Source organism: Streptomyces sp. NPDC045778 (assembly GCF_056431945.1).
Map to the genome: position 1 here is coordinate 1 of NZ_JBWKJZ010000076.1, position 5,702 is coordinate 5,702.

Annotated in this window: 3 protein-coding genes and 2 pseudogenes; 2 read left to right on the forward strand and 3 right to left on the reverse strand. The window is 74.2% G+C overall.

Features of this window, described 5'->3' with window-relative positions:
- Positions 1 to 249 precede the first annotated feature (249 nt).
- Both AC07GB_RS39760 and AC07GB_RS39765 read left to right on the forward strand, forming a co-directional pair.
- Positions 250 to 1,137 (forward strand): polyprenol monophosphomannose synthase, encoded by an 888-nt coding sequence (locus AC07GB_RS39760; RefSeq protein ID WP_478854474.1) that lies wholly within the window; start codon positions 250 to 252, stop codon positions 1,135 to 1,137.
- Positions 1,134 to 1,568, forward strand: a pseudogene (locus AC07GB_RS39765) (GtrA family protein); the annotation flags it as partial. The gene AC07GB_RS39760 and the pseudogene AC07GB_RS39765, both read left to right, overlap by 4 nt.
- Here the strand turns inward: AC07GB_RS39765 and AC07GB_RS39770 are convergent.
- The 3 genes and pseudogenes from AC07GB_RS39770 to AC07GB_RS39780 all read right to left on the reverse strand — a co-directional run.
- A complete protein-coding gene (locus tag AC07GB_RS39770) occupies positions 1,474 to 3,264 on the reverse strand; it encodes a glycosyltransferase family 2 protein (RefSeq protein ID WP_478854476.1) in 1,791 nt (596 codons plus the stop codon). The pseudogene AC07GB_RS39765 and the gene AC07GB_RS39770 overlap by 95 nt on opposite strands.
- On the reverse strand, positions 3,261 to 5,474 hold the full coding sequence (locus AC07GB_RS39775) for a CDP-glycerol glycerophosphotransferase family protein (RefSeq protein ID WP_478854478.1): 2,214 nt from the start codon (positions 5,472 to 5,474) through the stop codon (positions 3,261 to 3,263). Before AC07GB_RS39775 ends, AC07GB_RS39770 begins: the two co-directional genes overlap by 4 nt.
- Positions 5,475 to 5,615: 141 nt before the next feature.
- A pseudogene (locus AC07GB_RS39780) lies at positions 5,616 to 5,702 on the reverse strand (ABC transporter ATP-binding protein); the annotation flags it as partial.

A 5,702-nucleotide genomic window follows, 5' to 3' on the forward strand; every position in this document is an offset into this window, starting at 1 on the left:
GGGGTCTGCGACGCTTTGGATTTGGGGAATTTGTTGGGGGAAGGGGGGAAGGTGGGGGTGTGGTGGTGTACGCGTTTGTGTTCCGTACGCCGCCGGGGCGCCCCGCACCGATCGGTGCGGGGCGCCCCTGTCTTTCCCGCGTGCGCGGCTCTCGCACCCGCCGCACACGCCGCACGAGCCTGCGCTGGCAAAACGGGCATTTGGGGTACGGTGGATGAGATTATTTCAGGAAGGTCAGAGGGTAAGCCGATGACAGAAGCACGTCCGCCGGCCGTGGCGGAGGGCGCGGTGCTCACGCCCGGCGCGCGGGCGCTGCCCGAGGAGTGGGCGGCGACACCGCTCACCGTCGTGATGCCGACGTACAACGAGGCGGGCAGCCTGCCCGGGGTCGCCGAGGCCCTCATGGCCCTGCCGCTGCCCGGCCTGAGCCTGCTCGTCGTCGACGATTCGAGCCCCGACGGCACCGGCGCGATCGCCGAGGAGCTGGCGCGGCGCGTCGAGGAGACCCAGGGGCGGCGCCGCGTGCGCGTCCTGCACCGCACCGGGAAGGACGGCCTCGGCCGGGCCTACGCGGCGGGCATGGCGCGGGCCGTCGCCGACGGCGCGCACTACGTGTTGCAGATGGACGCCGACGCCAGCCACCCCGCCGACAAGGTCGCCGAGCTGCTCGGCGTGGCCCTCGCCACCGACGCCGGGGTCGTCGTCGGCAGCCGCTATGTGCAAGGCGGCACTCTCTCCGACGTGTGGGGCGCCCACCGCAAGCTGCTGTCCCGCTGGGCCAACGCGTACGCGGGCACGATCCTCGGCACCCGGGTCCGGGACATCACCGGCGGCTTCAACCTGTGGCGCGCCGACGCCGTGCGCGCCGTGGACCTGGCCACGGTCGACAGCGCGGGCTACAGCTTCCAGGTCGAGATGAAGTACCGCGCGCTGCGCCACGGCTTCGGCCTCGTGGAGGTGCCCATCCACTTCGAGGACCGGGCCGTCGGCGAGTCGAAGATGAACCTGATGGTGCAGCTGGAGTCGGTCGCGATGCCCTGGAAGCTGCGCCTTCGCGACACGCGCCGCGGGGCGCGTGACGCCCTGGTGGGCCGGGCCGCGCGGGCGGCACAGGGCGGCCGGGGGCCGCTGGGATGACGAGCACGGTCCACGAGGCGGCCCGGCTCGCGGGCGTGCCGCAGGACGCGACGGCCGCGGCGCCCGGGCGGCGCGCGACGCCGCTGCGGCGGGTCCCGCCGCGCCTGCGCCGCCTATGCGTGGAGCTGGTGAAGTTCGGTGTGGTCGGCGGCAGTGGCGTCGCGGTCAACTTCCTCGTCTTCAACCTTCTGCTGCACGGCCTGGGTTCGGCCCCCATGACCGCGACGGTCCTCGCGAGCGTCGTCGCCATGGGCACCAACTACCTGGGCTTCCGCTTCTTCGCCTACCGGGACCGGGCGCGGCGCACCCGGCGTCAGATCGTGCTGTTCTTCGCCTTCAGCGGTATCGGCGTGGCGATGGAGACCCTCCTGTTCTACGCGGCGTACCACGGGGCGGGGATGAACGGCCCCCTCGGTTCGAACGTCGCCAAGGCCCAGTCCATCCTCCTGGCCTCGGCCTTCCGGTTCCTGGTGTACCGGACGTGGGTGTTCCAGCACCGCGCCCAGACGCGGAGCGCCTGAGCCGCAGCGCCAGGGGCCGCACCAGGCGGGCCGTCACGCCCACCGGCGTCCAGCGCACCTGGAGGCGGCCCGCGCCCCGCCCCTCCGGCTCCACCGTGACCTGGTGCGGAGCCGTGCCGCGCCGGTAGCCGACGCGGGCCGTGACCGCGGGGAAGTCCAGGGGCGCGAGCAGCAGCCCGCTGTTGCGCAGCCGGCCGTCGGTGAGCTGGACCACGGGGTGCCGTACGCCGTCGAAGCCCTGCGGCGGCAGCGCGGCCTCGGCCAGGTCGAGCACGGCTTCGCCCGCGAAGACGCCGGGGCGGACGGGGTCGAGGCGGAAGCGGACCGTCAGGCGCCGACCGCCCGGGGCCACCACGAGGGACGCCACCCGCGGGCCGAGCGGGAGCCGGAGCCCCGGGTCGTAGGTGCGCACGCGCAGGCGCAGGGCCGCGCCGGGGCCCGGCTCGACGCGGGTCAGCTCGTGGCGGAACAGGGCGCTCGGGAACGGCCGGGTGTCCAGGCCGAGGTCGGTGAGGTCGAGGTCGCTCCGGGCCTCGGGGGTCTCCGGGATCCGCGTGCCCCAGTAGAGGCGGCCGTCCGCGTCCGCCACCGCCTCGCGTGGGGCCACGCCGTGGCCGAGGCCGCGGGCGGCCACCCGGGCCTCGGCGAGGCGCCCGTCCCGGACCAGGCGCAGGACCACGCGCTCGGCGCGCGGGAGCCGCTCGTACGCCGTGGGGGACAGGCCCGCCAGATACGGGTTCACGAGGTCGGCGAAGCCGCGCAGCCAGGCGTCGTCGCGGTAGGGCAGGTCGCCCGCGTACATGCGGAAGTCGTGCTTGAGGAACTTGTAGTCCTTGGCCTCGCGCAGGCTCGCGTGCCCACTGGTGCGCAGGAAGTCGTCGATGAGGCCCTGGACGTGCACGCGGTCGCGCACGTTGCTCAGCTTGTGCCGCTGGTTGGAGATGGAGGCCGCGGCGGCCTCGCCGTACGGCTCTATGTACCAGCGGTAGACAGGGTCGGGGATCACGGTGAAGGCCTTGGCCAGGCAGTAGGCCTGGGCGGAGAAGAGCTGGTCCTCGTAGTGGATGCCCTCGGGGAAGCGCAGGCCGCTTCGGTCGAGGAAGGACTTGCGGTACATCTTGCTCGTCGACAGGTGCTCGAAGAGCAGGGCCGGTTCGGTCTCGATGCCCTCGACCGTGCGGCGCCGTGCGACCAGGTGGGGCATCCATGTGGAGGTGCGGCCGGTGTCGACGCGGACGCGCTCGACCGCGCCCATCACGAAGTCGGCCTCCCGCTCGGCGTGCGCGGCGAGCAGCGACTCCACGGCGCGCTCGGGGAGTTCGTCGTCGCTGTCGAGGAACATCAGGTACGGGGCGCGGGCGATGTCGATCGCGCGGTTGCGGGGCGCGCTGCAGCCGCCGCTGTTCTCGGGCAGCCGCAGATATCTGACGCGCGGGTCCCCGGCGGCGAGTTCGCGGGCCACGCGCGGGGTGTCGTCCGTCGAGTGGTCGTCGCTGATGACGACCTCGACGTCGCCGTGGGTCTGGCGGAGCGCGGAGCGGACCGCGCGCGGCAGCCGGGCCGCGTCGTTGTACACGATGACTGTGATCGTCACGTCGGGGGTCATCGGGCCGCCTCCTCGGGGGTCGGGGCGGGGGTGCGCTCGGCCAGCGGTACGACGGGCGGCAGGGCCGACTCCGGTTCGCCGAGGAAGACGCGGCGCACCACCCGCTCCGCCGCGCGGCCGTCGTCGAACTCGCAGAAGCGACGCCGGAAGCCGGCCCGCGCCCGCCGCGCCGCCGCGTCCCGCCAGGCGTCGGTGGCGAGGATCTCCGTCAGCTCCTCCTGGGTGCGCGCCACCGCGCCCGGGGGCTCGGCGAGGAGGTCGAAGTAGACCCCGCGCGTCGTCGCGTACGTCTCCCAGTCGTCGGCGTGGATGACGATCGGCCGGTCCAGGTTGGCGTAGTCGAACATGAGGGACGAGTAGTCCGTGATCAGGGCGTCCGCCGCCAGGGCGAGGTCCTCCACCGGGTCGTACGCGGACACGTCGAGGACCCGGCCGGTGCGGCGCGGTGCGGCGGGGGAGGGGCCCGTGCCGCCGCCGTAGAAGTAGTGGCCCCGGACGAGCAGGACGGTGTCCTCGCCGAGGCGGTCCGCGAGGGCTGCCAGGTCCAGGCGCGGGGTCCAGGTCGCCTCGTAGTCGCGGTGGGTGGGCGCGTAGAGCAGGGCGCGCTTGCCAGGGGCGATGCCGAGGCGGGCGCGGACGGCGCGGACGTCGGCGGCCGTCGCGGTGTAGTAGACGTCGTTGCGCGGGTAGCCGTGGTCCAGCTCGACGTAGCGGGACTGGTAGGCGCGCTGCCACATCTCCGTGGAGTGGGTGTTGGAGCTGACGCTGTAGTCCCAGCGGTCGACGCGGGCGAGCAGCTCGTGGAAGTTCAGGCCCTGCGCGGCGGCCGGGTGGTCGAGCTGGTCGAGGCCCATGCGCTTCAGCGGGGTGCCATGGTGGGTCTGGAGGTGCACGGAGCCCTCCCGCTTGACGATCGCGTTGGGGAAGTTGGCGTTGTTCACCAGGTACGTCGCCGTGGCCATGACGCGCCAGTAGCGGCGGGTGCCGGGCACGACGTGGTCCGTGCCCGGCGGCAGGAGCGGCTCCCTCGCCCGCGACACCACCCACACCGGGTGGATGTGGGGTGCCAGCTCCGCGAGCTTCGCCGCGATCGCGGCCGGGTTGCAGGCGACGCCCCGGTCCCAGTAGGCCGAGAACACCGCGAGGCGGGGGTCGAGGGGGCGCCTCAGGTCCTGCTGGTACTGGACGCCGCGGACCGCCTTGGCCGCCCTGCGCCTGCCGCGCGCCGCCGCGGATCCCAGCTTGCGGCGCCGCTGGTCGGCCAGGTGGAAGGCGCGGTACTTCGTGTACGCGTCCTCTTCGAGCAGGCGGCGGCGCACACCCTCCAGGCCGCCGGGGCGCCGGTGGCCGGGCGGGCGGTAGGCGACCGCCGCCCGGGCCGCGCGGTGGAAGAACTCCCGGGCGGTCGGCTCCGGAAGCCGCGCCCGGGCGAGGGTTCGCAGGCAGGCGGTCACCATCGCCGCGTACAGGACGCCGAGCGGCCCCGGGCCCGCCGCCCTCCGCTCGGCCAGGCGCAGCAGGCTCTCGTACGTCTCCAGGAGGGCGAAGTGGTCGTCCGCCGTGGGCGGCGGCAGGCTCTCGGGCCGCAACTGGCGGTCTTCGAGGGCTGCTTGGCCGAGCACCGCGATCCGGTCGGCGGTCAGGAGCGCGGCGTGCGCCGTGAACAGGTCGTCGTCCGTGGCCAGCAGGTCCTGGTGTGCCAGCCAGAAGTCCCGGCGCAGCACGCGGTTGCCGACGAGCGGGGTGACCTTCAGCAGGTCCGGGCAGTCGGCGAGGGAGACGTCGCGGCGGCCCGGCTCCGCCAGGTACCGGCCGTCGGGGCTCGGCAGCCGCTGGTGGCGCCACGTCGACCGGGTGTGGTCGGCGAGCAGGACGTCCACGGTGTCCGGCAGCGCGGCCACCCGCTCCGCGACGGCGCGGACGGCGTCCGCCGGCACGCTGTCCTTGCTGTGCGCGAAGTGCAGCCAGTGGCCCCGGGCCCGGGCGGCGCCCGCCGCGCGGGCCGCGCCGTCCGGAGTGCCGTCGGGCAGCGCGACGAGGGTGAGGCCGGGGTGGCGGGCCGCCGCCTGCGCCGATGTGCCGACGGCGGCGACGACGACCTCCACGTCGGCGCCGGCCTGGCGGGCGAGGGCGGGGAGGCTCTCGCGCAAGCGGCCCTGGACGTTGCGGCCGTGGACGACGACGCTCAGGCGCGGCCGGTTCTCGCTCACGCACACTCCTCGGGTCGCTCAACCCCCCCATAGTGTAATGATCTGGACATTGAAGGCACAAAGGGGGAATGGGGGGAATGCGGAGGGAATGCCTCCACGGAGGCGGAGGCGGAGGCGGGGGGCGGGTCGGCGCCCTTCCGGCTACTTGCCGGTGAACTTCTCGTACTCCTTGATGACCTCGTCGGTGGGGCCGTCCATGCGCAGCTCGCCGCGTTCCAGCCACAGGAC